Raw genomic sequence first — 25,982 nt, 5'->3', positions numbered from 1 at the left:
CGGGCCACTCTTATCCTGGAACAGCAGCCCCGGGCAATAATCAAGAGTGGCCCGACGACCGAAAAGTCTTCGGACCACGCTCCCCGGGGCCCCGAAATTTTTTTTGGCGGCGCGTGTGCAATCCGGCCGGGCGCGGCATCTCTCCGGCAGCTTCCACCGCCTAACCCCTTCACCGCCATGAAAAACTTCCTGCTGCTGTTGCTCCCGCTGGCCCTGGGGGCCCCCGCCCGGGCCCAAGAGCCCACCCCGCTGCCGGCCCCCATCATCCGGCCCAGCGGCATCGTGCTGATGGACACCACCACGGCCCGGGCCATTGCCATCAGCGGCACCGTGCGCGACGACCGGGGCCAACTGCTGCCCGGCGTCACGGTGCTCCTCAAAGGCACCCAGCGCGGCGCCAGCACCGATGCCCAGGGCCACTACTTGCTGCTGGTGCCGCGCGGTGGGCGGGCCACGCTGGTGTTCAGTTCTGTGGGCTACGTGGCCCAGGAGCGGCGCGTAGGGAAGGATGTGGTGATAAACGTGGTATTAAAGCCTGACAACAAAGCGCTTGAAGAAGTGGTGGTGACGGGCTACGGGGCTACCCGGGCCCTGCAAGGCCGGGTGGCTGGGGTGGCCATTCGGGGTGCTGCCAGCCCGGGGCGCAGCCGGGCCAGCCGCAAGCAACAGGGGTACAATATGAGCAGCGCCGACTTGATGAGTCTGGCCCCCGCGCCCTACCCCGCCCGGCCCGAAGCCGGCGCCGGCGACACCTACGCCCACATGGCCGAAAACGCCTTCCAGGCCGTGCAGCAAGCGCCGCTCAGCACCTTCGCCCTCGACGTGGACAACGCCAGCTACGCCAACGTGCGCCGCTTCCTCACCGAAGGCCAGCTGCCCCCGGCCGACGCCGTGCGGGTGGAGGAAATGCTGAACTACTTCCACTACGACTACCCCGCGCCGCCCCCCGCCAGCCCCGACCCCGTGCGCATCAGCACCGAGCTGGCCGTGTGCCCCTGGAACCCCGCGCACCAGCTGGCGCGCATCGGCATCCGGGCCCGCAGCGTGGAAACCAGCGCCCTGCCGCCCGCCAACCTGGTGTTTTTGGTCGACGTGTCAGGTTCGATGCAGGGCCCCGACCGCCTCGGCCTGGTGCAGGCCGGCCTGCGCCTGCTCGTGCGCCAGCTGCGGCCCCACGACCGCGTGGCCCTGGTGGCCTACGCCGGGGCCGCCGGCCTGGTGCTGCCCCCCACGCCCGGCAACCAGCCCGAGGCCATATTGGGGGCCATCGACCGGCTGGAAGCGGGCGGCTCCACGGCCGGCGGCGCGGGCCTGCGCCTGGCCTACGCCACGGCCCGGCAGTACTTCGCCAAGGAGGGCAACAACCGGGTGGTGCTGGCCACCGACGGCGACTTCAACGTGGGCGAAAGCTCGGACGCCGCCATGGAGCAACTGATTGTGAGCGAGCGCGAAAGCGGCGTGTTCCTGACCGTGCTGGGCTGCGGGCGCGGCAACCTGCGCGACGCCCGCATGGAAACCCTGGCCGACAAGGGCAACGGCAACTACGCCTACCTCGACAACCTCGCCGAGGCCCAGCGCGTGCTGGTGGCGCAGTTCGGCGGCACGCTCTTCACCGTGGCCCAGGACGTGAAGCTGCAGGTCGAGTTCAACCCCGCCCGCGTGGCCCACTACCGCCTCGTGGGCTACGAAAACCGCCTGCTGGCGGCCGAAGACTTCAACAACGACCGCAAAGACGCCGGCGAGCTGGGCGCGGGCCACACCGTCACGGCCCTCTACGAACTCGTGCCCGTGGGCGCGGCCCAGCCCCTGGTGGATAAGCTAAAATATCAGCCCGCGCCCGCGCCGCCCGTCACCATGCAGCAGTTCATTGCTAACGACGTGCTGACCGTGAAGCTGCGCTACAAGCAGCCCCAGGGCCGCACCAGCCAGCTCCTAACCCAGCCGCTGAACGGCGCGGCCGGGCCCCTGGCGCAGGCCTCGGCCGACTTCCGGTTTGCGGCCGCCGTGGCCCAGTTTGGGCTGCTGCTGCGCCAGAGCCCGCAGGCCGGCACCGCCACCTGGGCCGCCACCGCCGCCCTGGCCGCCGGCAGCCGGGGCCCCGACGCCGACGGCTACCGCGCCGAGCTGGTGCGCCTCGTGCGCCTGGCCCAGGGCCTGAGCGGCCCGGCCGCCGTGGGCGTGCGCTAAGCAGTCCGCAAAATGCTGTAAGTAAGCTTCTTCGCGTCTTCGGCGTGAACAATGTTTGGGCGAGTCATTGATTCTCAAACGAAAGGATGCGTCTCTGCATCACGCGGGGGCTAACTCAATCGTTTTACATGAAGAACCTGTCCGACTAAGCGGAAAGAGCGGTCATGCCCACCTGGGTAGTCCCGAAGCCCCCGCGGGGGCCCGGAAAATAACAAGGCCCCGCTGCCAGCGCAGCGGGGCCTCAAAGGGAGGATAAGTCACCAAATGATAAAAACACGTAAATGGCCGGGCGGTGTGACTCCCGGGGGTAGGACGCAAGGGGGTACATGGCAAAACCGTGCCAAACCGCGCGGGTCGGGCCCACAATCTCGTGCGCCGGGGCCCCGGGTGCTCACACCGGATGAAATCCGTTTACCTTTGAAACGACATTTGCCCCTACTAACCCATTTTCGTTCAGTGTTTTTTACCAAAGCTTCCGGCCCCCTGGCCGCCTGCGCCTTGCTGGTGGGCTTGGGCCTGCCCGCCTGCCAGTCCAGCACCACTGCTACCGAGCAGGCCACCGCTGCCGCCGCGCAGCCGGCCAAGCCGGCCCCCGTCGATACCATCAAAATCAAGCGCCTGGCCATGCAGCGCGACTCGCTGAAGGCCGACAGCATCGCCCGCAAAACCGGGCAGCTGCCGGGGGCCATCCTGCCGGGCCACCGCATCGTGGCGTTCTACGGCAACATCCGCTCGAAGGGCATGGGCATTTTGGGGCGCGAGCCCAAGGACCAGATGTTCCGCAAGTTCGACGGGGTGCTGAAGGAGTGGCAAGCCGCCGAGCCGGGCCTGCCCATCCAGCCGGCCATCCACAGCGTCACCATCACGGCCCAGGGCGCGGCCGGCAAGGACGGCAAGTACCGCCTGATGAACTCTGGCTCGACCATTGAGGAAACCCGCCGCTGGGCCAAGGAGCACAACTGCCTCCTGTTCATGGACGTGCAGGTGGGCCTGAGCAACCTGGCGCACGAGCTGCCCAAGCTGACGGAGTACCTGAAGGACCCGACCATCCACCTGGGCATCGACCCCGAGTTTGCGATGGAAACCAAGGGCGCGCGGCCGGGCAAGAAAATCGGCACCTACGACGCCAAGGACGTGAACTTCGCCATCAACTTCCTGGCCCGCATCGTGAGCGAAAACCACCTGCCGCCCAAAATTCTCGTCGTGCACCGCTTCACGCAGAACATGCTCACGAACTACAAAAATATCAAGCTCGACCCGCGCGTGCAGGTCGTGATGGACATGGACGGCTGGGGCGACCCGACCCTGAAAAAGGACTCGTACAAGGCCTACGTGGAAAAGCAGCCCGTGCAGTACACCGGCTTCAAGCTGTTCTACGAGTACGACATCAAACGCAAGCCCAACCACCTGATGACGCCCTCCGAAGTGCTGGCCGAGCTGAACCCCAAGCCGCTCTACATCCAGTACCAGTAGCCGCCGCGGCCGCAGTAGCTGAGCCAAAAGCCCCGCCCGGATGTTCCGGGCGGGGCTTTTGGCTCAGGCCCGGCGCAGAAATTGGTGCGCGGCGGTGACCCCGGGCCCGGGCCCGGGCCGTACCTTTGCCGCATGGATTTTGGCCGCCTGCCCGACCTGCGCTACGTCAATTTTAGCCTGCCCCCCGACCACCCCGACACGGCCCGCCTGCTGGCCCGCGCCCGCCCGGCGCAGCCCCGGCCGCCGGCCCTGCACGTGGGCTGCCCCATCTGGACGAATAAGGAGTGGCTGGGCTCGTACTTCCCGCTCGGCATCAAGGAGCCCGATTACCTGCACTACTACGCCCGGCAGTTCAACAGCCTGGAGCTGAACACCACCCACTACCGCATCCCCGACGCGCCCACCGTGCGGCGCTGGCGCGGGGCCGTGGGGCCCGGCTTTAAATTTTGCCCCAAATTGCCGCGTAGCATCAGCCACGAGCGCGAGCTGTTCCAGACCGACGATTTGGTGGTGCCCTTCACGCGCTCCATTGAAGAATTGCAGGACAACCTGGGGTGGGCGTTTTTGCAGCTGCCGCCGCACCTGGGCCCCGAGCACCTGCCGCGGCTGGAGCGCTTCCTGCTCGACTGGCCCGCCGCCGTGCCGCTGGCCGTGGAGCTGCGCCACCCCCGCTGGTTTGCCGACCGCGGCCTGGCCGACGCGGTGTTTGCCACCCTGGAGGCGCTGAACAAAACGCTGGTGCTCACCGACGTGGCCGGGCGGCGCGACGTGCTGGCCATGCGCCTGACCACGCCCACGGCCTTCGTGCGCTTCAACGGCCACGGCCTGCACAGCACCGACTACCAACGCGCCGACGCCTGGGCCGAGCGCCTGGCCGCCTGGTACGCCCAGGGCCTGCACGCGGCTTATTTCTTCATCCACCAGCGCGACGTGCGCCACGCCCCGGTGTGGGCCCAGCACTTCCTGGCCCGCATGAGGGAATTGACGGGCATCGCGGTGGCCCCGCCGGCCATTATTCCGCAAGCGGTGCAGGGCAGCTTGTTTTAGCTAGCCCCGCGGCGCGGCGGCAGCCCCTTTGGGGCGCGGGGCCAGGGTTTGGCGGTGTTTCCCTGGCGTGCAGCCGGTACGGCAATTCTGAAACCAGCGCACCCTAAGTATATTAGATTTTTAATGTTTATAATTGCCTAGTTTGTGGGTAGTTGTGGCTGTTATGGCTGGCTGCTCCGGCGTGTTTCTTTCACCCTGGCCCCCGGTCCGTTATGGAGCAGCGCTTGCCTTTGCCCGTTTTTTTACTGTTGGCCGGCCTGGGTGCCGTTGTTGTCAGCGCCACCACCCGCCTGGGCGGCGAGCGGGCCCGGCGAGCGCTGCCCTACGCGCCGGTGATTCCGCGCACCTGGGACAGCACGGCCCTGGCGGCGGCCGAGCTGCCGCTGGCCACGCCCAGCGCCTCGCCCCGGCACGTGTCCGCGGCTTACTACTACCAGCTGCCCGAGCGCGTGGCCTACAAAGACTACCCCGTGTACGCGCCCGGCCGCGAGCCCAAGGGCTACTGGGAGTGGCTGCAAAAGCAGGCGCCGCAGGTGGTATTTGACGCCGCCAAGCTACACACTGAGGCCGACTGGATAAAGGCCGGCGAGCTGCTGTTCGATATGCCCATCGACGTGGACGGGGCCGTACTCTCCGAGGCCGACGTGCGTAACCCAGCCTTATACGCGGCCACCAAAATGCCCCTGACCAAGGACGGCATTATGCCCTACGCCCGCTATGTGGTGACCGAAAAAGGCAAGGTGCTGCTCGGCAATCTCTCGTGCGGCATGTGCCATACTCGCGTGGAGAAAAACGGCGTGGTGCTAAAAGGGGCGCAGGGCAATTTTCCGGGCGACCGCGCCACGGCCTGGGCCATCCGCCACGCGCCCAGTTTTCCGGAGCCAGCCGTGCAGTTTGTAACCGGAATACTCTTCGACGCACCATTTGTAAAAGACGACCCCAACTCCCAGCTCAGCCACCGCTCGAAAGAAGAAATCTGCCAGGCCTTTGAGGCGCTGCCACCGGGCACGCTGGGGCGGCAGGGCACCAGCATCCTGTTTCCACCCACCGTGCCCGACCTGGTTGGGGTGAAGGACCGCACCTACCTCGACCACGGCGGCCTGGCGCGGCACCGCAGCATCGGTGATATGATGCGCTACATCGCCATCAACCAAGCGCTGGATTTCATGGCCAGCTACGACGGCTACATCCCGGCCGGCATCGGGCACAAAACCCTGGCGCTGCCCGGCAAAGCTACTTTTTCGGGCACCTTTGACCGCTACAGCGAAGCCCAGCTGTTTGCCCTGGCCAAGTACGTGTACTCGCTGACGCCGCCCGCCAACCCCAACCAGCCCACGGCCCTGTCCAGGCGCGGCAGCCAGCTGTTCATCAAGGAAGGCTGCGTGAGCTGCCACACGCCGCCGCTCTACACCAACAACATGCTCACGCCCGCCGACGGCTTCGAAGTGCCCGAGGAGCACCGGAAAAAGTACGACATCTTCGAAATCTCCATCGGCACCGACCCCGGCTACGCCCTCAAAACCCGGCGCGGCACCGGCTACTACAAGGTGCCTTCCTTAAAAGGCGTGTGGTACCGGGGGCCCTTCCTGCACGACGGCTCCCTGGCCACCCTGGGCGATGTGCTGGACCCCAAGCGTTTGCGGGCCGACTACGTGCCCACCGGCTTTAAAGGCGCGGGCGTGACGACCAAAGCCGTGCCGGGCCACGAGTTCGGGCTGGAGCTGACCAGCCCCGACCGCGATGCCCTCTTAGCTTTCCTTAAAACGCTGTGATGATGAAGCTATTAGTAGGACTGGGTTGGCTGTGCTGGCTGCTGGCGGGGGCCCCCGCCAGCAGCCGCCAGGTAAAGGAATCGGTCATCAGCTTTCAGATTGTCAACGCCGGCTTCACCGTCGAGGGCACGCTGGCGGGCCTGGAAGCCACGGTGCAGTTCGACCCCGCGCACCTCGACCAGGCCCGCATCCGGGCATCGGTGCCGGTGAGCACCATCCACACGGGCATCGGCCTGCGCGACAAGCATCTGCAGAAGCCCGACTGGTTCGACGCCGAAAAATACCCGACCATTGCCCTGCAATCCACGGCGTTCCGCAAAACGGGCCCCGGGCAGTACGAAGGCACGTTCGCGCTGACCATGAAAGGCATTGCGCACGACGTGAAGCTGCCCTTCACCGTGTCGGCCGCCAACGAATTCCGGGGCACCCTCGCATCAACCGGCTAAATTTCAACCTGGGCAAAAAAAGCCTGATTCTGTCCGACGACGTGCTCGTGACCATCCAGTTGAAAATGGCCAAGGATTCTTAGCGGGCTTGGTTGTTGGCCAAGTGCTGGGTGATAAGATCCCGGTAGCGGATGTAAATATCGTCTTGCGTGCTATCGATAAATTCTTGGGCAACCGGTAATACTAGCCGGTAAAGCGGCTCGAAATCCTGTGGCTGCATACGCTCGTCGAACCAGGAACGTAAAGGACTGATGTCCATTGAGGTAATCATTGCCCAGTGCCGCACTTCGGCCGTCGCACTGCCCAAAGATGCCGCAAGAAGTGCCAGTACCTGCTTGGCGCGTAGGTACAAGTGGTGGTTGCGGCGCAACGCTCCCAGACAAGCGGCTTGATGCACGGGATTTGACGTCTGCTCCACCGTATAAATCAAAGCATCGACGGCAGCTACGCCGATAACACTTAATGCCCATACAACCCGGTCAACGACAGGAAAGGATTCGTGCGTAAGATTGCTTAGCAGCCAAGGAATTAAGGCTTCACCGTCTTGTTGAAGTTGCAAAGGAAAGTTTTTGATCAACACATCCAGTCCCCAAAATACAATGCGGCTGTCATTAGCTTTTATTAGCGTAGCCGTCAACTTCTTATATTGTGTTAGGGTAGCGTCATTGGTGACAAAATTATGCGCCGCCGCCGCCGATTCTTCGGCGTTGCCATAAGCTAAGTGGTGAAGTAGATTATGGATTTCCATCAATGAATAAAGACCGCGCGTAGCGCATTGATACTTCAATTGCCTAATTTTTCGTTTTTACATCGCATTTGCGACTTCTTTAATTCAGTCCAATACCCTACAGCACGCCCTCCAGCACGGCCCACATGTTGTCGGCCAGGATCCGCTGGCCGGCCGCGTTGGGGTGCACGCCGTCGGCCAGGTTCAGGTCGCGGTGGCCGAGGACGCCTTCGAGCAGAAAGGGCACGAAAGCCGCCCCAAACTGCTGGGCCAGGGGCCGGAACAGGGCCTTGAACTCGGCGGCGTAGCGCACGAGGCGGTGGTTGCCCAGCGGGCTGATGTTGAAGGGGAATTCCAGGCCGGCCACCACCAGCTGCGCCGCCGGCAACTGCTGTTGCACGGCCTGCAAAATGGCCCGCAAGTTGGTGCTGGTGTCGGGCACTGGCACGCCCCGGATGCCGTCGTTGGCCCCCAGGGCCAGCACGAATACGTCGGTGGGCTGGCGGGCCAGCACGGCGGGCAGGCGGGCGCGGCCGCCGGCGCTGGTGTCGCCGCTCACGCCGTAATTGAGGGCTTGGTAGGGCCGCTGGGCCGCGTCGAGTTTCTGCTGGATGAGGGCGGGGAAGCTGGCGGCGGCGGGCAGGCCGTAGCCGGCCGTGAGGCTGTCGCCGAAAAAAATAATGTTCTTCATAAGCCCTGCTAACGCGGCGGGGGGGGCGGGCGGTTACACGCCGGCCCCCGCTTTCGCTGCCGCGGCCCGGTGCGGGGCCCGGCGGCCGCTCGGGGGCCCGCGGGCGCGGCGAAACCACCGGCCGCGCCGGCCTGCGCCTAACTACGGGGCCGGCGGCCCCCAGCGTACCGCCCGGTACCGCGCTTTTGAGCATTAACACACTCGAACGGGTCGCGCTGCTGTAGCTGCTTTTGCTGGCCGGGGCCCCGGCCGCCCGGCCCGGGCCCGGCCCGGCGATTCGACCCTGCCCCCGGCCGGCAGTGTTTTTTATCGACATCTTTGCAAGGCTATGGATTTTGCCAAGAACCTTGTGCTGGAAAACAGCCGCGTGCGCCTGCGCCCCCTCGAAACGGCCGATTTTGAGCCCCTCAAAGCCGTGGCTTTCGACCCCGAGCTGTGGCGCTACACCCTCACCCGTGCCGACGACGCGGTGAGCCTGGCCGCCTACCTGGCCCAGGCCGTGCAGGAGCGCCAGGCCGAGCGGCGCTACCCGTTCGCCATCATCGACCGGGCCAGCGGGCAGCTGGCGGGCAGCACCAGCTACTACGGCGTGGTGCCCGACGACCAGCGCCTGAGCATCGGCTACACCTGGGTGGGCACCGCCTTCCAGCGCACGGGCCTGAACCGGGCCGCCAAGCACCTGCTGCTGTGCCACGCCTTCGGGGCCCTCGGCTGCGAGCGGGTGGAGCTGGAGACCGACAGCCGCAACCTGAAGTCGCAGCAGGCCATGCGCCGCATGGGGGCCACCGAGGAAGGCACCCTGCGCCGCCACCGCCTCACGCAGGGCGGCGTGCGGCGCGATACGGTCATTTTCAGCATCATCCGGCCCGAGTGGGACGCGCTGCGGCACTCGGTGTTCGCCGAGTTCGATGCGTAGCCCCTGGCCCCGGGGCCTGCCGGCCAAGGTGCTGCGGCGGCGGGCGGCCAGCTTCGGCCACGCGTTTCGCGGGGTGGGCGCGGCGCTGCGCTCCGAGCTGCACCTGCGCTTCCACGCGCTGGCCACGGCCGCCGCGCTGGGCCTGGGGTGGTATTGCCGGCTGGCGCGGCTCGAGTGGGCCCTGGTGGCCCTGGCCGTGGCCGGCGTGTGGACGGCCGAGCTGGTGAACACCGCCGTGGAGGCCCTCACCGACCTGGCTTCGCCCAGCTACCACCCGCTGGCCGGCCGCGCCAAGGACGTGGCCGCCGGGGCCGTGCTGCTGGCCGCGCTGGGGGCCCTGGTGGTGGGGGGCCTAGTGTTCGGGCCCCACCTTTTGCCGTAGCCAGCGGCGAACGGTTGAGTGCGCCGGGCGGGTAAGGGGGCCCAGCGGAAAGGCAACCGGCGAACCATTGCCAACCCCGGGCGTAAGCAGCAGACCCCCGCCCGCCCGGGCCCCTCGCTTGCTCACCGATAACCGCTCACCACTTAAATGAGAACCCTGCCTACTCTTTGCGCCGCCACGCTGCTTCTGGCCTCCGCCTGCGGGGCCGACCGCGTGACGGTGGGCACGCCCACTACGCAGCCCAACGGCAACAGCATCACCGAAAATGACACGCCGGCCCCCACCTCGGCCAACACCGTGGACCCCGTACCCGCCCGCGTGGCCGTGGAAGACACCACCGCCCGCCCCCAGTGGCTGAAGGCCCGCATCGCCGCAACGCTGGGCCACCGCAAGCAGTACCCCATCATCCGCATCTACCGCTACCGCTACCACGACCAGGTGGTGTACTGGGAAACCGCGCCCTGCTGTGACCAGCCTTCGACGCTGTACGATACCAAAGGCAGCGTGCTGTGCCACCCCGACGGCGGCATTACGGGCAAGGGCGACGGCCAGTGCGCCGATTTTGACAAGCACAAAACCAACGAAAAAATCGTGTGGCAAGACCCACGTTAATAGCTAGTTATGAATTATGAGTTATGGATTATGAGTTTTGGTCTGGCCGCCAGCAATGGGAGCAGGCCTTAGCTTTGGCTCACGGGCAAGCACTGCCAACTCATAATTCATAATTCAAAAAGATGATTAACACCATTGCCAAGCTGGGGGCCTTCAACGTGTGGGCCAACGAAACGCTGCTGCGCCGCCTCGACTCGTCGGTGGCCGCCGGCCACCCGGCCCCCCCGCCCGCGCTGCGCATCTTCAGCCACGTCATCAACGCCCAGGCCATCTGGATTGCCCGCCTCAGCGGCACGGCCAGCCCCCTGAAGGTGTGGCAGGAGCACGACCTCGCCGGCCTGCACCACTGGCACGAGCAGACCTCGCAGCGCTTGGCTGACCTCTGCGCCAGCGCCGACGAAACCGAGCTGCTGCGCCACATCCAGTACAGCAACTCGCAGGGCGACGCCTTCGACTCGCAGGTGAGCGACATCCTGACCCACGCCGTGGTGCACGCCAGCTACCACCGCGGCCAGGTGGCCACCAAAATGCGCGAAGGCGGCCTGGAGCCCGTCAATTCCGACTTCATCACCTACTGCCGCGAGCAAAGCGGCCAGGTAGCCCCGCAGCTGTAAAACGGAGCGGCACTCCGTTTCCGGCCAGGCGTGTTTGGCTGGAAGTAGCGTGGTACTCCGATTCCGGTTGGGGCATTCCGGCGGAAACGGAGTGCCACTCCGTTTTACCAATTTTGCAGGCCGCCCGGCAGGTAGTTGCGGGGCGGCCTGTTCGCGCCGGGGGCCCCTGCGTATAGCCGGGCAGTACGCCCGTTCCCATGAAAATTCTGCTGGTTGAAGACGAGCCGTCGGTGGCCTCGTTCATCAAAAAAGGCTTTGCCCACGAGGGCTACGACCTCACCGTGGCCTACGACGGGCGCACGGGCTGGTCGCTCTACGACCAGCAGCCCTACGACCTGGTGATTCTGGACGTGAACCTGCCCTACGTCGACGGCCTGGAGCTGTGCCGGCGCATTCGGGCCGGTCACCGCCGGGTGCCGGTGCTGCTGCTCACGGCCCTCGACAGCCTCGACGACAAAGAGGCCGGCTTCGCGGCCGGGGCCGACGATTACTTAGTCAAACCGTTTGAGTTCAGGGAATTGCTGATGCGGGCCCGGGCCCTCACCCAGCGCTACGCCGCGGCCAGCGATGAGCGCCGCGAACTGCGCATGGCCGACCTCGTGCTCGACCTCGACGCCAAAACCGTGGCCCGCGCCGGCCGGCGCATCGACCTCACCACCCGCGAGTACTCGCTGCTGGAGCACCTGCTGCGCAACCGCGGCCGCGTGGTGTCGCGCGTGGACATTGCCGAGCGCGTCTGGGACCTGGACTTCGACACCACCACCAACGTCATCGACGTGTACGTAAGCTACTTGCGCAAAAAGCTGGACCGCGATTTTTCGCCCAAGCTCATCCATACCGTAGTGGGCATGGGCTACGTGATGCGCGAGGGGTAGCGTGGACGCTTTGACATAAAAGGCCGTCGTGTCGAGCTTGCCGAGACATCGCGCGTGCTGCGCTAATTCAATCGTTGGATGAAGCGAGCGAGATGTCTCGGCAAGCCCGTCATGACGGCCTTTTTTCGCCTTTTACTTTCGCCCCAACATGCTGATTCGCAATAAGCTGATGCTGCGCTTTACGCTGGTGGTGCTGGCCATTCAGGTCAGTTTTTCGGCGTTCATTTATTACTTCAATGACAGCACGCGGGCGCAGCGCTTCGAGCACCGGCTGGGCACCAGCGCCACGCTGGCGGGGCGGCTGCTCGTCCGGCCCGGCAAGCTCGAAACCGGGCGGCTCGGCAGCCTGCGCCGCCGCGACCTGCTGACGCTGCCCGAGGAGCAAATCAGCATTTACGGGCCCGGCGGCGAGCTGCGCTACAGCAGCGCCGACGACATTGACCAAAGCCCCAACCGGGCGCGGCTGGGGGCCCTGCGGCCGGGCCAGCGCACGGGCTTCGGGGCCGGCGGGCGGCGCGAGGCCGTGGGCCTGGGCTACGACCACGAGGGCACGCAGTACGCCATTTTCGTGTCGGCCGACGACCAGCTGGGCTGGGCACGCCTGTACCAGCTGGGGCTGCTGCTGCTGCTGGGCAACGTGGGGGCCCTGGCGCTCAGCATTTTGGCGGGCTGGCACTTTGCGGGGGCGGCGCTGGCCCCGGTGGCGCGCATCGGGCGGCAGGCGAGCCGTATTTCGGCCACCAACCTGGGCCGGCGACTGTCGGAGGGCAACGGGCGCGACGAGCTGGCCCAGCTGGCGCGGGCCTTCAACACCATGCTGGCCGGGCTGGAGCAGGCCTTTGAGGCGCAGCGGAGCTTTCTGGCCCACGCCTCGCACGAGCTGCGCACGCCCCTCACCACCCTCACCGGCACCCTCGAAACGGCCCTGGCCTACGACGCCACCCTGCCCGACGCCCGCGAGAGCTTGGCCCACTCGCTCGACGCGGCCCGCCACTTGCAGGGCTTGACTGCCAGCCTACTGGCCCTGGCCAAGGCCGACGGCACGCTGCCGCCCTTCGCGCCCGTGCGCCTCGATGAGTGCCTGGGCCAGGCCCTGGATTTTGCCCGCGCCAAGTACCCCAGCCGCGAGCTGCGCTTGGCCTTCGGGGCCCTGCCCCCCACCGCCGAGGGCGACGTATTCATGCTGCCCGGCAACGCCGAGCTGCTCACCACTGCCCTGCTCAACCTGCTCGACAACGCCGCCAAGTACTCGGCCGGCCCGGTGCTGGCCGAGCTGGCCTACGAGGGCCCCCGCACCCTGCGCGTGTGCGTCACCGACGCCGGCCCCGGCCTCAGCCCCGACGAGCTGGGCCGCATCTACGAGCCGCTGTACCGCGCCGCCGGCGCCATGGGCCGCCCCGGCTACGGCCTGGGCCTGCCCCTCACGCAGCGCATCGTGCGCCGCCACGAAGGCCGGCTGGAGCTGACTTCGGCCGTGGGCCAGGGCACCACGGCCACGGTGTGGCTGCCGGCGTCGCCGGTGTAGGGCGGGCAGGGATGTGAATTATTCATCCCGTTTTCATCTTTTCTAATACGGTTCTCATACCGTTTTAATGTCGCGGGGGGTGCTTTGCGGGCAGTTGCCACTGCCTCGCCTGCCCATGTCCAATCCGTTCCGGTCGTTAAATTTCATGGCCCTGCTGCTGGCGGGGGCTTTGGCCTTGTCGCTGGGGCTCAACGGCTTTTTGCTGCACAACCGGGCCCCGGCGGCAGCCGACTACGAAGACGTCCAGGAAACCGAAGCTGACCTGCGCCTGACGCAGCGGCTGCTGGCCCGCTGCCAGGCCGACCACCACCAGCAGGACAGCCTGCTGGCCCTGCGGTCCGCGCCGCCAGTCATTTTGCCCACCGCTACTGCCGCGGCCCAGTAGCCGGCCGGGGCCTTTCGCTTACTCACCTCTTGCCCCATGAATTTTTTGTTTCGCTGTTCCTTCGCCCGCCCATTTGCGCTGGCTGCCGCGGCCGGCCTGCTGGCCGCCGGCCTGGCCGGCTGCTCGGCCAAGGCCGAAAAAGACACCACCGAGGCCCCGCCCGTGGTGCCGGTGGTCACGCTGAAAACCTCCAGCCAGCAGCTGCACCGCGACTACGTGGCCGACATCCAGGCGGTGCGCAACGTGGAGGTGCGGGCCCAGGTGGCGGGCTTTCTGGAGCACATCTACGTGGAGGAGGGCAAGCCCGTAAAGAAGGGCCAGCTGCTGTTTCGCCTGAACGCCAGCGCCTACCAGAACAAGCTGGCCCAGGCCCGCGCCGCCGTGGCCAGCGCCCGGGCCCAGGCCGCCGCCGTGCGCGTGGAGCGCGGCCGGGTGCGCCTGCTGGTAGACAAAAACATCATCGCCAAAACGGAGTCGGACCTCTCAACGAGCAAGGTGAACGACGCCGACGCCCAGATTGCCGCCGCCCGCGCCGGCGAGGCCGCCGCCCGCCTCAGCCTGAGCTACACGCTGGTGCGTGCCCCCTTCGATGGGGTTATCGACCGCATTCCGCTCAAGATGGGCAGCGTGGTGGAAGAAGGCACCCTGCTCACGACAGTGGCGGATTTGAGCACCGTGTTCGCCTACTTCGACGTGGCCGAGGGCAACTACATGGACTACACCAAGGCCCGGCGGCTGCACCCCGAGCAGCACTCCGATTTGGTACACCTCACGCTGGCCAACGGCGAGCAGTACCCGCTGGCCGGCCGCATCGAAGCGGCAGAGAGCGGCTTCAACCCCAACACCGGCTCCATCGCCCTCAAGGCCCGCTTCGCCAACCCCCAGCGGCTGCTGCGCCACGGGGCCTCGGGCAAGGTGCGCCTCACCAACGGCCTGCCCTCGGCCTTGCTGCTGCCGCAAAAGGCGGTGTTCGAGATTCAGGACAAAAACTACGTGTACGTGGTGGACCCGAACGGCACGGTGCACACCCGCAACTTCGCGCCGCAGACGCGCTTAGGCGATTTCTACGTGGTGAAGGACGGCCTGAAATCGGGCGAGCGGGTGGTGTACGAAGGGGCCCCGGAGCTGCACGACGGCCAGAAAATCCAGGCCAAAGCCGTGCTGCTAGACTCGGCGGCGGTGGCCGTGCAGTGAGTTTCTTGGCTACGTATCCATAAGTCAGTCATCGTTCAGCGGGCCGGCCCCAAAGGGGGCCCGTGAGGCGCTCCGCTGAACGGTCAACGAATTGCTATTTAAGCACTAATTTATGTTCGACATCTTCATTCGCCGGCCGATTCTCTCGCTGGTCATCTCCGTGTTCCTGGTGCTGCTGGGCGGGCTGGCGCTGTTCACGCTGCCCATCACGCAGTTCCCGGACATCGTGCCGCCCTCGGTGACCGTCACGGCCAAGTACACCGGGGCCAACGCCGAGGTGTGCGCCAAGGCCGTGGCCACGCCGCTGGAACGCGCCATCAACGGCGTGCCGGGCATGACGTACATGAACTCGGTGAGCTCGAACAACGGCGTGACGCTCATCACGGTGTTTTTCGAGGTGGGCACCGACCCCGACCTGGCGGCCGTGGGCGTGCAGAACCGCGTGACCACCGTGATTGACGAGCTGCCCGAGGAGGTCATCAAGGCCGGCGTGACGACGGAGAAGGAAGTTAACTCCATGCTGCTCTACCTCAACATCACGAGCGACGACAAGGCAACGGGCGAGAAGTTTATCTACAACTTCGCCGATATCAACGTATTGCAGGAGTTGAAGCGCATCAACGGGGTAGGCTTCGCTGAGATTATGGGCTCGCGCGAGTACTCGATGCGGGTCTGGTTGAAGCCCGACCGCATGACCGCCTACAACGTGGGCACCGACGAGATTGTGCAGGCCATCCGGGCCGAAAACGTGGAAGCGGCCCCCGGCAAGTCGGGCGAAAGCTCGGGCGGCAAGGCCCAGCAGCTGCAATACGTGCTGCGCTACACCGGCAAATTGTTCGAGCCCGAGCAGTACCGCAACATCGTGATTCGGGCCAACCCCGACGGCTCGATGCTGCGCCTCAAGGCGGTGGCCGACGTGGAGTTTGGCTCGCTCACTTACGGCATGTCGTCGAAGAACGACGGGCAGCCCTCGGCGGCCATCATGCTCAAGCAGCGCCCCGGCTCCAACGCCAGCGAGGTGATTGCCAACGTGAAAACCCGCATGGCCGAGCTGCAAGCCACCAGCTTCCCGCCCGGCATGAAGTACAGCATTTCCTACGACGTGTCGCGCTTCCTCGACGCCAGCATTCACGAGGTGCTGCGCACGCTGGTGGAGGCCTTTCTGCTGGTGTTCCTCATCGTGTACCTGTTTTTGCAGGACTGGCGCTCCACGCTCATTCCGGCGCTGGCCGTGCCGGTGGCGCTCATCGGCACGCTGGCGTTCATGCAGATGCTGGGCTTCTCGATTAACCTGCTCACGCTCTTTGCGTTGGTGCTGGCCATCGGCATCGTGGTCGATAACGCCATTGTGGTGGTGGAGGCCGTGCACGCCAAGATGCAGGAGAAGCACCTGGACGTCCGCACCGCCACCTACGAGGCCATGCACGAAATCAGCAGCTCGCTGATTGCCATCACGTTGGTGATGTCGGCGGTGTTCATCCCGGTGTCGTTCATGGACGGGCCGGTGGGCGTGTTCTACCGCCAGTTTTCGCTCACGCTGGCCATTGCCATCGTCATTTCGGGCGTGAACGCCGTGACCTTGACACCCGCGCTTTGCGCGCTCATGCTCAAGCACCCCGAGGGTGAGCGCACGGGTTTGGTGGGCAAGTTCTTCAAGGGTTTTAATAACCGGTACGAGGGCCTGGCCGGCGGCTACCAGCGGCTGCTGCACGGCATTGCCGGCCGCCGGGTGGTGACCATCGGGGTGCTGCTGCTGTTTTTTGGGGCCACCTGGGGCATCAGCCGCATTTTGCCGTCGGGCTTCATCCCCACCGAGGACCAGGGCATGGTGTACATCAACGTGACCACGCCCGCCGGGGCCACCGTGGAGCGCACCGAGGCCGTGCTGGCCCAGGTGCAGCGCATCGCCCAGAAGCTCAAGCCGGTAGAATCGGTTTCGACGCTGGCCGGCTACAGCCTGGTGACCGATGCGGCGGGCTCCAGCTACGGCATGGGCATGATTAACCTTAAGGGCTGGGAGGAGCGCAAGCAGTCGGTGCCGGAGTTCATCAAAGAGCTGGAGGAGAAGACGAAAGGCATCAAGGACGCCGACATTCAGTTCCTGCCCCCGCCCACGGTACCGGGCTTCGGCAACAGCAGCGGCTTCGAGCTGCGGCTGATTGACAAGACGGGCCGCGGCGACTTGCAGCAAACGGCCAAGGTGTCGCAAACCTTCCTGACGGCCCTGCAAAAGGAGCCGGCCATCAGCGGCGCGTTCACCGGCTTCGACCCCAACTTCCCGCAGTACCTCATTCACGTGGACCAGGACCTGGCCGCCAAAAAGGGCGTGACCGTGGACCAGGCCATGAGCACGCTGCAAACGCTGCTCGGCAGCTACTACGCCTCCAACTTCATCCGCTTTGGGCAGATGTACAAGGTGATGGTGCAGGCCGGCCCCGAGTACCGCGGCCGCCCCGACGACCTGCTGGCCCTGCACGTAAAAAACAACCGCGGCGAGCTGGTGCCCTTCTCCACGTTCGTGCGGCTGGAGCGCGTGTTTGGCCCCGACCAGCTGACGCGCTACAACATGTACACCTCGGCCATGATCAACGGCGACGCCGCCGCCGGCCACAGCTCGGGCGACGCCATTTCGGCCATCCAGAAAGTGGCCGCCAAGGTGCTGCCCAAGGGCTTCGCCTACGAGTGGAGCGGCATGACGCGCGAGCAGATTCTGAGCGGCGACCAGGCCCTGTACGTGTTTGCGCTCGTGCTGGTGTTCGTGTACCTGCTGCTGGCCGCCCAGTACGAAAGCCTGCTGCTGCCGCTGCCCGTGCTGCTGAGCCTGCCCACCGGCGTATTCGGCGCCTTTCTGAGCCTCAAACTGTTGGGGCTGGAAAACAATATTTACGCCCAGGTGGCGCTGGTGATGCTCATCGGCCTGCTGGGCAAAAACGCCATCCTCGTCATCGAGTTTGCCGAGCAGCGCCGCCGCGCCGGGGCCACCGTGCTGGAGGCCGCCGTGCAGGGCGCCGTATCGCGCCTGCGGCCGATTCTGATGACCTCGTTCGCCTTCATCGCCGGCCTCATCCCGCTGGTCACGGCCAGCGGCGCGGGGGCCCTGGGCAACCGCTCCATCGGCACGGCGGCGGCGGGCGGCATGCTCATCGGCACGGTGTTCGGCATGGTGCTGATACCCGGCCTGTACGTACTGTTTGCCAGCTTCGAGAAGGTGAAGAACCTGGATGCTGCTAAGGAAGCAACCGAGCCAGCGCACGCGCCGGCAGCGGAGCTGGTGGCGCATTGAGCGGCCCCACGGGACGCCTCGCCCCCCGGCCCCCTCTCCGAAAAGGAGAGGGGGAGCCGACCGATTATCGACGATGCGTGAATTTTCGGAATCAATCAATTAGTAAAAAGCAACCGCCAACGCTACCGTGGCTCCCCCTCTCCTTTTCGGAGAGGGAGCCGGGGGGCGAGGCGCCCCGCCAGCACGATAACCCCATGCTCCGTTTCCTCTCTTTTGCGCTCCTCCTCAGCCTGGCCGCCGGCTGCCGCGTGGCCGCCCCCGCCGGCCCCGCCCCCAGCCCCGGGGCCCCTAAATCCTTCACCCAGGTGCCCCTCACCGATACCAGCAGCATCGGGGCCACGCCGTGGCGGCAGTTTTTCCAGGACCCCGCCCTGGCCGGTCTCATCGACACGGCCTTGCGGCAAAATCTCGATTTGCGGGTGGCCGTGCAGCGGGTGGAGGTGTTTCAGGCGCAGTACCTGGCGCGGCGCGGGGCCCTGTTTCCGTCGGTTACGGCCGTGGGCAGCGTTGGGCTCGACCGCTACGGCAAGTACACCATGACGGGCGTGGGCAACTTCGACACCAACCTCTCGCAAAATATCGACGGCAACCAGCGCGTGCCCACCGGCCTCACGCCCGACTACTTCGTGGGCCTGCGCAGCTCGTGGGAAATTGACCTGTGGGGCAAGCTGCGCAGCCGCCGCAAGGCCGCCTACCTGCGCGTGCTGGGCTCGGAGCAGGGCCGCAACCTGGTGGTTACCAACGTGGTGGCCGACGTAGCCCGGGCCTATTATGAGCTCCTAACCCTTGACAACCAGTTGGCTACGCTGCTGCGCAACGCCCGCTTTCAGCAGGAGGGCCTGCGCCTGATTCGCATTCAGAAGCAGGCCGGCCGCGTCACCGAGCTGGCCGTGCAGCAGTTTGCCGCCCAGGCCCTGCGCACCGAAAGCCTGGCCTACGGCACCCGCCAGCGCATCGCCGAAACCGAGGCCAGCCTCAACCAGCTGCTGGGGCGCTACCCGCAGCCCATCGGCCGGGGCCCCGCGCTGCCCAACCAGCAGGGCCTGCCCGCCCGCCTCGGGGCCGGCCTGCCCGCCACGGCCCTGCTGCGCCGCCCCGACGTGCGCCAGGCCGAGCTGGAGCTGCGCGCCACCACCGCCGACGTAGACGCCGCCCGCGCCGCCTTTTTGCCCAGCCTCACCCTCACGCCCTACCTGGGCCTCAACGCCTTCCGGGCCAACCTGCTGCTCGATGCCGGCTCCGTCACCTATGGCCTCATCGGGGGCCTGGCCGGGCCCATTCTCAACCGGGCGCAGTACCGGGCCGATTTCCGCCAGGCGGTGGCCAACAACTACGAGGGCTACTACCGCTACCAGCAGGCCCTGCAAACGGGCTTCCGCGAAGTGGTGGTGGGCCTGCAAGGCCTCGAAAACTACCGCGCCGTCACCGACCTCCGCACCCGCGAAGTGGCCCAGCTGCAAAGCGCCGTGGCCACGTCCAACGAGCTGTTCGTGGCCGGCTATGCCTCTTACCTGGAAGTGATTACCGCCCAGCGCAGCGTGCTCGAGGCCGAGCTCAGCCTCGCCGATGCCCGCCAGGCCCAGCTGCTGCAAAGCGTGAGCCTCTACCGGGCCCTGGGCGGCGGCTGGCAGTAAATGTCTGAACCACGGATTTATCGGATTTAGCGGATTGGTCGGATTTTGGGGACGATTCAGACGTTTACAAGAAAGGCCCGGTAGCCCGGGCCTTTTTCATGCGTCGCAATAATCAAACGGAGCGAGTTGAAAGAAGAATCGTCCCCAAAATCCGACTAATCCGCTGAATCCGCCGAATCCGTGGTTCAGACATTACTTCTTGGCCGTATCAGCCGGGGCGGCCTTCTTACGGCCGCCGAACAGGCTGTTGAGGCCCGCGCCGATGGCTTGCTTGGCCTTTTCCTGCGCTTCCAGCTTCTTCTTCTGCACCTCCAGGTTCAGCTGCTCCTGCGAGGCTTGCTGGGTGGTGGCGGTAGCTTTCTGGGTGCTGTCGGTTTTCGCCCGGTTCTTGGTGGCCAGGCCCAGCAGGGCGTCGGTAAGCTTGGCTTTCACCACGTTGGTCACGATGGCCTTGCCCTGGTCCTTGAGGCTGCCGCCGGTCAGCTTCACCACCGGGCTCGTCATGCTGCCCCCGATGTTCAGGCCCAGCGTCACCCGGTCGGTGCCCTGGATGTTGGATACGCCGGTGAGCTGCGTGAGCTTGCCGCTCAGCGCGTTGCCCAGTTTGCCGGTGGGCGCGTTGATGGCCGTGACGTAGGAGAGCAGGCCGGCCAGGCTGTTCGAGCCGCCCACGGTCATCTTCACGTCGCCAATGGCCAGGTCGAAGGGCTTCACCACGAAGTTGCCGTTCACAATCTGGGCGTTCACAATCTTGTTCAGCACTTGCAGGTTCTTGAGCTCGGGCAGGGTCGTCAGGCTCGAAATCTGGCTCAGCACCGGCGACTGCAACACGCTCGCCTTCACGATGTCAAACAAGCCCGTGCCGCTCAGCGTGGCCAGCTTGGGGAACATGTCCTGGCCCATTTCGCCGCTCACGTTGAAGTTGGTGCCGAACACGCCCTGCACCGCCGAGGCCAGCGGCACCAGCGCCTTCACCGTGTTGAAGGCCTTGAAAGCACTCTGGAAATCCAGGTTCTTGATGTTCAGCCCCAGGTCGAACTTGGGGTGCGCCAGGCTTTGGGTGTTGTAGCTGCCGCTGGTGCCGAAGGTGGCCCCCAGCGTGTTGAAGGTCAGGTTCTTCAGCGTGGCAATCTGGTTGTTCACGGCCACTGTGCCGCTGGCGTTGGTCAGCTTCAGGTTGTCGTAGGTCACGTTGTCCACCTTGCTGTTCAGCACCAGGTCGAAGAACTTCGGAATTTCCAGCACGCCGGTGGCCTTCGCCGGGGCCCCCTGGCCGGTGGCCGTCGACTTATTGCTCACCGGGTCCACCATGAACTCGTTCACGTTGAAGTTGTGCGAGGTCACGTTCATCGTGCCCTTCAGCGCCTGGCCCGGCGTGAAGAGGTAGCCCAGGTAGTTGCTCACCGTGCCGTTGGCCGCGAAGTCGGAGGTGCCAGCCGTGCCGTTCAGGCTCTGAATGGCAATCTGGTTGTTGTTGAACGTGCCCGCGGCGCTGCTGATGTTCACGCCCTGCGGCAGGTCTTTGCTCTTGTAGGTCACGTTCTTGGCCTGCACCGTGCCGCTGGCTTTCACGTTCTGGTAGCGGCCGGCCTCCACGTCGGCCATGTTGCCGGCGGCGGCGATGTTGCCCGATACGCGCCCGGTCACGGTCATGCCCGCCAGCGGGAAAATCCTGGTGATTTTAGTCAGGTCCACCGTACCCTTCACGTTGGCGTCGAACACCGGCTGGTTGATGTTGTGGGCGGTGAGGCGGCCGTCGAGCGGCTCGCCTTCCAGCACCATGTGGAACTGGGGCAGGTTCACGTAGGTATCGTTCACCTGGCCCGTGGTGTTCACCACCGTGCCGCTCAGGTTGATGTCCTCAATCGGGGCCGGGAATTTGTTCGACTTCACGTAGCCGTTGGTCATCTTGATGGCGGCGTTCACCACCGGCATCTGTGTTTTCGAGTACGTGCCCTTGCCCGTGGCGTCCACCGCCAGCTGGCCGCGCATGCTCAGGCCCGGCACGGGGTACACCTTCAGGGCCTCGGCCAGGTTCACGTTGGCCTTCACGCGGCCGTCCACCTTCATCGGCTCCAGGCCGTCGATGGTCACGTTGCCATCCACGGGGTTGGGCCCCAGGTCGAGGTGAAACTGCGACACGTTCACTTTCACGTTGTTGGTGAAGCCCGAGGGGTTGTCCACCACCATCTTCACGTTGATGTTCTTGGCCTCCTGCGGCAAATCCGGGTACTTGAAGCGGCCGTTGGTCACGGCCAGGTTCACGCCGTAGCCGGGCATGCGCAGCGCGTTTTGCACGCCCTTGTAGTAGCCGTCGAAGGCCACCTTCCCACTGGTTTCCACGTTTTTAAACTTGTCGGTATACACGCCCGGCACCAGGCTGAGCAGGGTTTTGAAGTCCGTTTCCAGGGCCTTAAACGTCACGTCGTAGGTAATGTCCGTGGCGTTGGGCAGCCCAATGGCCCCGGCAAAGCTGAACGGGAAGTCGTTGAGCTTGATCTTGTTGTCTTTGAACGTGTACAGGTTTTTGTTCAGGTCCATGTTCATCGTCACGTCGGCGTCGAGCTGCTTGTCCGTCACGTAGGCCACGCCGCCGTAGGTCATGTCGAGGCGGCCGGCCGTGGTTTTCGACGTCATCTCGAACACGTTGCTGGCGAAGTCGCCGCTGCCGGTGTGGTTCACCTGGCGGGCCTCCATGCGAAAGGGCAGCGTCAGGTCCTCGTAGCGCAGGTGGCCGTCGGTCATTTTCCAGCCCTTGATGGCCAGCCGCACCTGGCTGGTGTCCTGGCCCTTGGCGGCGGCAGCCGAGTCGGAAATCATCACGTCCCAGTTGGTCCGCCCGCTCTTCAGCACCCGCAGGCTGAGATCGGGCCGGTCCAGCTCCACGGTGTTAATCTTGATTTCCTGGCCCTTGATGACCGTCATAATATCGAGCCCCACGCGCAAGCCGGGCAGGTAGGCCAGCGTGTCGCGGCTGAAGGAGTCGAGCCCAATCACGCGCAAGTCCTTGATGTCCAAGGTCAGGTCCGGGAAGGAGTGGAGCACGCTCACGTCGATGTTATTCGGGTCGTACTGCACCTTGGCGCGCACGCGCTGGGCAATTTGCTTATCCGCCAGGGCCCTTAGCCGGTCTTTGAACAAGAACGGCGCGGCCACCACGGCCACCACCAGCAGCAGAACGAACACGCCCAAACCAATCAGTATCTTTCGCATAGCAAGCCGTAATGAAACCGTAAAAAGTGAGCAGGGCAAAAATAGCGCCACCGGCGGGGCCCCGGTCTTAAACGGCGGGGGAGGCCGTCGGTGTTCGTTTCCAGGGGCAGGGGCCGTACTTTCGCTGGCCGGCCCGTACCAAAACAGGGGCCCGCGGCGTTTCGTCTGCCCTTATGCTATGCTTTAATTCTCTGCGCGGGGCCGCGGCCCGGCGGCGGCGGCGCGGCGCGGCCCTGCTGCTGGGCGCGGCGCTGGCCGCGCCCGCGGCCCACGCCCAGGACGTGTACTCCTCGCAGCCCTTTGCCACCCGGCTGCACACCAACCCCGCGTTTGCAGGCTTGCTCGACGATTACAGCGTCACGCTGGGCTTCCGCACCCAGCTGCCCACGCTGGCCGGCTCGTTCGACAGCGGCGAGGCGGCGGCCGACTGGCGGCCCGACGTGCCCGGCCGGCACCACGCCTTCGGCGTGCTCATCGACCAGGACCGGGCCGGGGCCGTGGGCTACACCCGCCTCGAAGCCAGCGGCCAGTACGCCTACCACACCCGCCTCACCCGCGAAGTGGCCCTGAGCGGGGGCCTGAGCGCCGGCTACGGCCGCCAGCGTGTGGGCTACGGCAATTTTGTGTTCGGCGACCAGATTTCGGCCGATGGCCAAATCACCGGGCCCTCGGCCGAAAACCCCGACTTCGCGCCCGTCAACTACCTCAGCGTGGGCACCGGCGCGGTGCTCTACACCGAGCAGGCCTGGCTGAGCCTCGCCGGGCAGCACCTCAACCAGCCCAGCCTGGGCTTCCGGCAGCAAAGCCAGCTCCCGCTGCTGCTGAGCGTGAGCGGCGGCTACAAATTTTTCGTTAAAAAACCTGGTGCCGGCACCGCCACCCAGGAGCTGAGTTATACGCCCGTAGCGGCCTACAGCCGGCAAGGCGGCTCGCACCGCCTCGAAACCGGATTGTACTTCACCGCGTCGCCCGTCACGCTGGGGGCCGTGTACCGCAACCTTTCCGGCAGCACCGGCGTTGGGCCGCAGCAGCTGCTGGCCGTGGTGGTGGGCGTGCAGGCCGGGGCCTTGCGCCTGGGCTACAGCTACGACGTGGGCCTGAGCAGCTTAAGCGCAAATTTGGGCGGGGCGCACGAAATAACTTTGGCCATCCGTGCGTTTGACAAGCTCGAAAATGCCTACCAACGGCTGCGCCGCCGAAATTATCCTATTGCGCCTTGCCCAACTTTCTAGATTATTTGTAATATTGCATTTAAATTGCAACCGAATTACTACTGATAACACTTTTTCACCTCTAGTCGAACTAGTCCAGTCATGAAATTATCCAACTATCTATGCCTGGGCGCGGTTGCGCTCGGGGCCCTGGCCAGCTGCACGGGCGGGCAGCGTAGCGCCACCAATCCCGGCAAGGAATCCTCGACCACGGGGGTCGAATACAACACCGAAAAGGGCATGCAGGTGTCCAGCTACAAGGGCATTCCGGCCGGTCCGGGCCTCGTATTCATCGAGGGTGGCCGCACTGTGTTGGGTACCCAGGAGGAGGACGTGACGCTCTCGCACGACAACATGGAGCGCACCGTTACCATTGCCTCGTTCTATATGGACGAAGCCGAAGTAGCGAACATTCACTGGCTGGAGTATTTGCACTTTATCCGCACCGACTCGGCCGAGGAGTTTTATAAGTCGGCCCTGCCCGACACCACCGTGTGGGCCCGCGACCTATCGTTCAACGACCCCTACGTGACGTATTACCTGCGTTACCCTGGTTTCCGGTACTTCCCCGTAGTGGGCGTGAGCTGGCTGCAAGCCAACGACTACTGTACCTGGCGCACCGCCAAGGTGAACGAAGGCCTGGCCATGAAAGAGGGCGACACCGGTAAGAAAAAAGGCGGCGGGTTGTTCTCGCGCAAAAAGAAAGGCACCGCCGCCGAGGGCACCACGGCCGCCGATGCTAAAAACCGCATCTCCATCGAAAACGGCAACACGCTGCCCAACTACCGCCTCCCCACCGAGGCCGAGTGGGAGTACGCTGCCCTCGCCCTCGTGGGCACCCAGGAAGTGGGCAACGAGAACCAGGAGGAGAAGCGCATCTACCCTTGGGACGGCCGCACGACGCGCAACGCCTACGGCAGCAAGCAGGGCCAGTTCTTGGCCAACTTCAAGCGCGGCCGCGGCGACTACGCTGGCATCGCCGGTAGCCTGAACGACGGGGCCATGATTACCGAGCAGGTGTACGCCTACCCGCCCAACGACTACGGCCTCTACAACATGGCCGGTAATGTGAACGAGTGGGTGCAGGACGTGTACCGCCCGCTCTCGTTCCAGGACGTGGAAGACCTGAACCCCTTCCGCCGCAACGGCGTGCTCGACCCCGCCGACAAGTACGACAAGAAAGGCTACCAGTCGCTGATTGACGACAAGGTGCGCGTGTACAAAGGCGGCTCGTGGCGCGACGTGGCCTATTGGCTTGCGCCCGGCACCCGCCGCTTCATGGCCCAGGATTCGGCCACGGCCACCATCGGTTTCCGCTGCGCCATGATCAACGCTGGCTCGAACAAGTAAAGCCCGCAGATTCGCTGAATGGATTAGTCGCTCTAAGGTTTATTCCTTCTGGTCCGCCAAACGAAAGAAGGCCCCTCCACCGAGGGGCCTTCTTTCGTTTGGCGCGAAGGGCCAACTGAGCCGCAAAACTGATAAAGCGGCTTGGCTCTTTTCCGGCCGGTTGCTTTTTGCTGAGCGGACGATATTTGCTGCCGGGAGTGCAGCGCCTGGCGGGGGCGGGGTATTGGCGCGGTAAGCGCGCAAATTTGCCGATGCCTGCAAGGCCTCCGGGCGCTGTGACCGCAAACCTGGGGTGGGCGACCAAGCCGCTTGTTGCGGGTCGCAGCGGCCGCCGGGCGCACTCGGGCAGGGATGGGCAACCCGGGCAGCCTACCGACAAGCAACGGCTCGAAAATACTTCTGCAAAGGCCGGTGGAGCCGCCTTCGAGGGAGCGCTGCGAGTTCC

General features: G+C 65.3%; 20 protein-coding genes. 17 read left to right on the top strand and 3 right to left on the bottom strand.

Annotated features, from left to right (window positions below):
- Positions 1-177: 177 nt before the first annotated feature.
- The 5 genes from HNP98_RS08315 (at position 178) to HNP98_RS08295 (ending at position 6,925) form a co-directional block, all read left to right on the top strand.
- Positions 178-2,187, top strand: coding sequence for a vWA domain-containing protein (locus HNP98_RS08315; RefSeq protein ID WP_246275039.1), 2,010 nt, complete (start codon positions 178-180; stop codon positions 2,185-2,187).
- Between the two features lie 456 nt (positions 2,188-2,643).
- Positions 2,644-3,660: a hypothetical protein gene (locus HNP98_RS08310; RefSeq protein WP_317171067.1), complete on the top strand. Its 1,017-nt coding sequence runs from the start codon at positions 2,644-2,646 to the stop codon at positions 3,658-3,660.
- Positions 3,661-3,792: 132 nt separating this feature from the next.
- A complete protein-coding gene (locus HNP98_RS08305) occupies positions 3,793-4,707 on the top strand; it encodes a DUF72 domain-containing protein (protein WP_173809600.1) in 915 nt (304 codons plus the stop codon).
- 230 nt (positions 4,708-4,937) lie between these two features.
- A complete protein-coding gene (locus tag HNP98_RS08300) occupies positions 4,938-6,479 on the top strand; it encodes a c-type cytochrome (RefSeq protein ID WP_246275038.1) in 1,542 nt (513 codons plus the stop codon).
- A complete protein-coding gene (locus HNP98_RS08295) occupies positions 6,479-6,925 on the top strand; it encodes a YceI family protein (protein ID WP_173809599.1) in 447 nt (148 codons plus the stop codon). Before HNP98_RS08300 ends, HNP98_RS08295 begins: the two co-directional genes overlap by 1 nt.
- 79 nt (positions 6,926-7,004) lie before the next feature.
- Here the strand turns inward: HNP98_RS08295 and HNP98_RS08290 are convergent, their stop codons facing one another.
- Together HNP98_RS08290 and HNP98_RS08285 are read right to left on the bottom strand one after the other, a co-directional pair.
- Entirely contained in the window at positions 7,005-7,673 is a 669-nt protein-coding gene (locus HNP98_RS08290; RefSeq protein WP_173809598.1) for a hypothetical protein, read from the bottom strand.
- Between the two features lie 97 nt (positions 7,674-7,770).
- Positions 7,771-8,343 carry an arylesterase gene (locus HNP98_RS08285; protein WP_173809597.1) on the bottom strand — a complete coding sequence of 191 codons (573 nt, stop codon included), beginning with the start codon at positions 8,341-8,343 and terminating at the stop codon, positions 7,771-7,773.
- 328 nt (positions 8,344-8,671) lie between these two features.
- Here HNP98_RS08285 and HNP98_RS08280 point away from each other — a divergent pair, with 328 nt between their 5' ends.
- From HNP98_RS08280 to HNP98_RS08235, 10 genes are all read left to right on the top strand, one after another.
- Positions 8,672-9,259 (top strand): GNAT family N-acetyltransferase, encoded by a 588-nt coding sequence (locus HNP98_RS08280; RefSeq protein WP_173809596.1) that lies wholly within the window; start codon positions 8,672-8,674, stop codon positions 9,257-9,259.
- Positions 9,252-9,641, top strand: a complete 390-nt coding sequence (locus HNP98_RS08275) for a diacylglycerol kinase family protein (protein ID WP_173809595.1) — start codon at positions 9,252-9,254, stop codon at positions 9,639-9,641. Before HNP98_RS08280 ends, HNP98_RS08275 begins: the two co-directional genes overlap by 8 nt.
- A gap of 147 nt (positions 9,642-9,788) precedes the next feature.
- Positions 9,789-10,253, top strand: a complete 465-nt coding sequence (locus HNP98_RS21850) for a DUF6970 domain-containing protein (protein ID WP_246275037.1) — start codon at positions 9,789-9,791, stop codon at positions 10,251-10,253.
- A gap of 122 nt (positions 10,254-10,375) precedes the next feature.
- Positions 10,376-10,867: a DinB family protein gene (locus tag HNP98_RS08265; protein ID WP_173809594.1), complete on the top strand. Its 492-nt coding sequence runs from the start codon at positions 10,376-10,378 to the stop codon at positions 10,865-10,867.
- Between the two features lie 197 nt (positions 10,868-11,064).
- Positions 11,065-11,742, top strand: a complete 678-nt coding sequence (locus tag HNP98_RS08260) for a response regulator transcription factor (protein ID WP_173809593.1) — start codon at positions 11,065-11,067, stop codon at positions 11,740-11,742.
- A gap of 148 nt (positions 11,743-11,890) precedes the next feature.
- Positions 11,891-13,267 carry a sensor histidine kinase gene (locus tag HNP98_RS08255; protein ID WP_173809592.1) on the top strand — a complete coding sequence of 459 codons (1,377 nt, stop codon included), beginning with the start codon at positions 11,891-11,893 and terminating at the stop codon, positions 13,265-13,267.
- Positions 13,268-13,412: 145 nt separating this feature from the next.
- A complete protein-coding gene (locus tag HNP98_RS08250; RefSeq protein WP_173809591.1) occupies positions 13,413-13,652 on the top strand; it encodes a hypothetical protein in 240 nt (79 codons plus the stop codon).
- A gap of 36 nt (positions 13,653-13,688) precedes the next feature.
- Positions 13,689-14,846, top strand: coding sequence for an efflux RND transporter periplasmic adaptor subunit (locus HNP98_RS08245; RefSeq protein ID WP_173809590.1), 1,158 nt, complete (start codon positions 13,689-13,691; stop codon positions 14,844-14,846).
- 112 nt (positions 14,847-14,958) lie between these two features.
- A complete protein-coding gene (locus tag HNP98_RS08240; RefSeq protein WP_173809589.1) occupies positions 14,959-18,129 on the top strand; it encodes an efflux RND transporter permease subunit in 3,171 nt (1,056 codons plus the stop codon).
- Between the two features lie 194 nt (positions 18,130-18,323).
- Entirely contained in the window at positions 18,324-19,763 is a 1,440-nt protein-coding gene (locus tag HNP98_RS08235) for an efflux transporter outer membrane subunit (protein WP_173809588.1), read from the top strand.
- A 192-nt stretch (positions 19,764-19,955) separates the two neighbouring features.
- On the opposite strand, the gene HNP98_RS08230 is transcribed toward HNP98_RS08235, so the two are convergent.
- Positions 19,956-22,976, bottom strand: coding sequence for an AsmA family protein (locus HNP98_RS08230; protein WP_173809587.1), 3,021 nt, complete (start codon positions 22,974-22,976; stop codon positions 19,956-19,958).
- Between the two features lie 173 nt (positions 22,977-23,149).
- Here HNP98_RS08230 and HNP98_RS08225 point away from each other — a divergent pair, with 173 nt between their 5' ends.
- Together HNP98_RS08225 and HNP98_RS08220 are read left to right on the top strand one after the other, a co-directional pair.
- Positions 23,150-24,208: a PorP/SprF family type IX secretion system membrane protein gene (locus tag HNP98_RS08225; protein WP_173809586.1), complete on the top strand. Its 1,059-nt coding sequence runs from the start codon at positions 23,150-23,152 to the stop codon at positions 24,206-24,208.
- Between the two features lie 81 nt (positions 24,209-24,289).
- Positions 24,290-25,537 carry an SUMF1/EgtB/PvdO family nonheme iron enzyme gene (locus tag HNP98_RS08220; protein WP_173809585.1) on the top strand — a complete coding sequence of 416 codons (1,248 nt, stop codon included), beginning with the start codon at positions 24,290-24,292 and terminating at the stop codon, positions 25,535-25,537.
- Positions 25,538-25,982 lie beyond the last annotated feature (445 nt).

This window comes from Hymenobacter caeli (assembly GCF_013294115.1).
GTDB lineage: Bacteria > Bacteroidota > Bacteroidia > Cytophagales > Hymenobacteraceae > Hymenobacter > Hymenobacter caeli.
This window is presented reverse-complemented; position numbering and strand designations above follow the sequence as displayed.